Source organism: Achromobacter sp. 1011791174 (assembly GCF_059760925.1).
On record NZ_JCBANH010000185.1, the window covers coordinates 1 to 3,545 of the forward strand.

Consider the following 3,545-nt stretch of genomic DNA (forward strand, 5'->3'; position numbering starts at 1 on the left):
CCGCCAGCTTCGGCGGCTCGGCCGATGCCGAGTACGACATGCTGGTGCTGGGCGCCGGCCCCGGCGGCTATTCGGCCGCCTTCCGCGCCGCCGACCTGGGTCTGTCCACCGTGCTGGTGGAGCGCTACGACACGCTGGGTGGCGTCTGCCTGAACGTGGGCTGCATCCCGTCCAAGGCGCTGCTGCACAACGCCGCGATCATCGACGAGACGCGCGAGCTGGCCGCCCACGGCATCAGCTTCGGCGAGCCGAAGATCGACCTGGACAAGCTGCGCGGCTACAAGGACAGCGTGGTCGCCAAGCTGACCGGCGGCCTGGCCGGCATGGCCAAGGCGCGCAAGGTCACCGTGGCGCACGGCGTGGGTGAGTTTGTCGATCCGCATCACCTGAAAGTCACGGGCAAGGACGGCAAGGTCCAGACGCTGCGCTTCAAGCAGGCCATCATCGCCGCCGGCAGCCAGTCGGTGAAGCTGCCGTTCCTGCCGCAGGACGAGCGCATCGTCGACTCGACCGGCGCGCTGCTGCTGCGCGAGATCCCCAAGAAGATGCTGATCGTCGGCGGCGGCATCATCGGCCTGGAAATGGGCACGGTGTACTCCACGCTGGGCGCGCGCCTGGACGTGGTGGAAATGCTGGACGGCCTGATGCAGGGCGCCGACCGCGATATGGTCAAGGTGTGGCAGAAGAAGAATGCCTACCGATTCGACAACATCATGTTGAAGACCAAGACCGTGGGCGCCGAGGCGAAGAAGGACGGCATCTACGTCAGCTTCGAAGGCGAGGGCGCTCCCAAGGAACCCCAGCGCTACGATCTGGTGCTGCAGGCCGTGGGCCGCAGCCCCAACGGCAAGAAGATCGGCGCCGACAAGGCGGGCATCGCCGTCACCGACCGTGGTTTCATCGAGGTCGACAAGCAGATGCGCACCAACGTGCCGCACATCTACGCCATCGGCGACATCGTGGGCCAGCCCATGTTGGCGCACAAGGCCGTGCATGAAGGCCACGTGGCGGCGGAAGCCGCGGCCGGCCAGAAGTCCTTCTTCGACGCCCGCGTCATTCCGTCGGTGGCCTACACCGATCCGGAAGTGGCCTGGGTGGGCCTGACGGAAGACGAGGCCAAGAAGCAGGGCATCAAGTTCGAGAAGGGCGTGTTCCCCTGGGCCGCCTCCGGCCGCGCCATCGCCAATGGCCGCGACGAGGGCTTCACCAAGCTGATCTTCGACGCGGATACGCACCGCATCCTGGGCGGCGGCATCGTGGGCACCCACGCCGGCGACCTGATCAGCGAAGTGGCCCTGGCCGTGGAAATGGGCGCGGACGTGATCGACATCGCCAAGACCATCCACCCGCACCCCACGCTGGGTGAATCGGTCGGCATGGCCGCGGAAGTGGCCGAAGGCGTGTGCACGGACTTGCCGCCGATGAAGAAGAAGTAAGCAGACGCGGTTTGTCTGCGAAATCCCCGCGCGGCGGCGACGCTGCGCGGGGATTTTTTTGTCTGGCCGGTGCTGGGTAAAAGCGCTTCGTCGCCAGGGCTGCAAGCTCGCGCTCACGAGCGTGACGCGAGGGGAGGTGGCGCACTTCAGCGCAAGGCATGTGCCGGCTGCGGCGCTCGGCAAGCCTGGTGGAAGGTGGACATGTTTGTCACTGCCGCGCTGCCCACGAGAGCATCCGTGCGCTATGTTCACGCACAGGGATGTGCTGGCACCTGGTGGCGCCACGGGCTGTTCATCGATGAACGACGATTGCCTGCATGTCCATTCTGCGGAGGCGATGGCATGGCACGAGGCAAGACAACGATAGCGGAGCAGACCGAGGCGCCGGCGGCGTTGCTGGGGGATATCCGGGTACTGATCGAGGCATCGAGACGGCGGCTGGTTTCGACGGTCAACGCCGAACTGACGCTGCTGTTCTGGCGTATTGGCAGTCGCATCCATACAGACATACTGGCCGGCCAGCGCGCGGGCTATGGCGAGGAAATCTTGCCAAGTCTGGCGGAGCAACTGGTCCACGACTATGGACGCAGCTTCGCCGACAAGAACTTGCGCCGGATGGTGCAGTTTGCGGCCGCCTACCCGGAGGAGGCAATTGTCGTGACACTGTCACGACAATTGAGCTGGTCGCATTTCGTGGCCTTGTTGCCGTTGAAAGACCCGCTCCAACGCGACTATTACGCGCAAATGGCCGGCATCGAATGCTGGAGCGTGCGCACCCTGCGCGAGCGCATCAATTCCATGCTCTATGAACGCACGGCGCTATCGCGTAAACCGGACGAGCTCATTGCCCTGGAACTGGCAACCCTGGCCGGCGCGCAGCGCATGTCGCCGGCGCTGGTGATGCGCGACCCGTACATCCTGGACTTCCTGGGCCTGCAGGACAGCTGGCAGGAAGGCGACCTGGAAGGCGCGATCATCCGCGAGATGGAATCCTTCCTGCTGGAACTGGGCGCGGGCTTTTCCTTCCTGGCGAGGCAGAAGCGCATCCAGATCGACGACGAGGATTTCCATCTGGATCTGCTGTTCTACAACCGCAAGTTGCGGCGTCTGGTCGCCGTCGAATTGAAGATCGGCGACTTCGAGGCGGCGCACAAGGGCCAGATGGAGCTGTATCTGCGCTGGCTGGACAGGCACGAACGCGAGCCCGGCGAGGCCGCGCCGCTGGGAATCATCCTGTGCACGGGCAAGAAGCGCGAGCAGATCGAACTGCTGGAACTGGACCGATCAGGGATACACGTCGCCGAGTACCTGACGGCCTTGCCGTCGCGCGAGGTGTTGGGTGAGAAGTTGCAGCAGGCGGCGACGCGGGCTCGTTTGCGGATTGAGCTGCGTGGCGGTGAAACGGTGTAGCCGGGTGTTGACTTGGGTGGCGGGGCGTGGCCCCGCGTGCTCAGGCGTGCGTATTGACCCGCGAGCCCAGCGTGGCGTCCTGGGCCATGGCCGGCACGGCGCCCTGCATCAGCGTGGCCACGGTTTGCGACTGCATGTTCAGCACTTTCTTGAGCAGGGTGGCTTGAACCTGATCGACCGTTTGCGCGTCGCGCATGGCCAGGACGGTGTTGACGGCGTTGTTGACGGAGTCCATGTTTGGGGTTCCTGCGTGGGTGGCCCGGGAATGAGCCTAGTGGGGTTATTGTCGCGTAGTTTCCGCATTTCGGGGGCGGCTTGCGGCGTTCTGCCGGGTACTTTTTTTCGCTCATTCCTGACCATGCGTGGGCTCGGATGAGCCGACCGGCACGTTCACGGGCGGGCAGGGCATTCCTTGACGGTACCCCATCCTTGGTTGGGTTCGCAGTATTGCTTGCGTGCGGCCCAGGCGCAGTCCGGCCGGTCGAAGAAACTCAATCCCGCGCAGCGTTGCAGCTCTGCCTTCAATGCATCCAGCCAGCTGCCGCGCGGTTCGGCGGGGATTTCGGTGATCCGGAGCGTGGGGACGGGCGCGGGCACCGGGGCTGGCGGAGGCGTGGCCGTGGAAGGGGTGCCAGTCCCCGGCGTGTCGGTATGCCGCGAGGGCGCTTCAGCCGTGGGGCCGGATGGCATGTGGGGGGA

The 3,545-nt window shown here is 65.2% G+C and carries 3 protein-coding genes and 1 pseudogene; 2 read left to right on the forward strand and 2 right to left on the reverse strand.

Going from position 1 to position 3,545, the window contains the following annotated elements; translation table 11 throughout:
• Together lpdA and AC6LJ5_RS30100 are read left to right on the forward strand one after the other, a co-directional pair.
• The coding region (lpdA, locus tag AC6LJ5_RS30095) for a dihydrolipoyl dehydrogenase (protein WP_498142428.1) at positions 1-1,436 on the forward strand (1,436 nt) is incomplete at its 5' end.
• Positions 1,437-1,778: 342 nt separating this feature from the next.
• Positions 1,779-2,846: a PDDEXK nuclease domain-containing protein gene (locus AC6LJ5_RS30100; protein WP_498142429.1), complete on the forward strand. Its 1,068-nt coding sequence runs from the start codon at positions 1,779-1,781 to the stop codon at positions 2,844-2,846.
• A 40-nt stretch (positions 2,847-2,886) separates the two neighbouring features.
• Here the strand turns inward: AC6LJ5_RS30100 and AC6LJ5_RS30105 are convergent, their stop codons facing one another.
• Together AC6LJ5_RS30105 and AC6LJ5_RS30110 are read right to left on the reverse strand one after the other, a co-directional pair.
• Positions 2,887-3,081 carry a putative motility protein gene (locus tag AC6LJ5_RS30105; protein WP_212320818.1) on the reverse strand — a complete coding sequence of 65 codons (195 nt, stop codon included), beginning with the start codon at positions 3,079-3,081 and terminating at the stop codon, positions 2,887-2,889.
• 155 nt (positions 3,082-3,236) lie between these two features.
• Positions 3,237-3,545, reverse strand: a pseudogene (locus AC6LJ5_RS30110) (hypothetical protein); the annotation flags it as partial.

Bases quoted from the DNA above. Each gene is read 5' to 3' on its own strand.
- AC6LJ5_RS30100 (WP_498142429.1), top strand. From the start codon at position 1,779: ATGGCACGAGGCAAGACAACGATAGCGGAGCAGACCGAGGCGCCGGCG.
- AC6LJ5_RS30105 (WP_212320818.1), bottom strand. From the start codon at position 3,081: ATGGACTCCGTCAACAACGCCGTCAACACCGTCCTGGCCATGCGCGAC.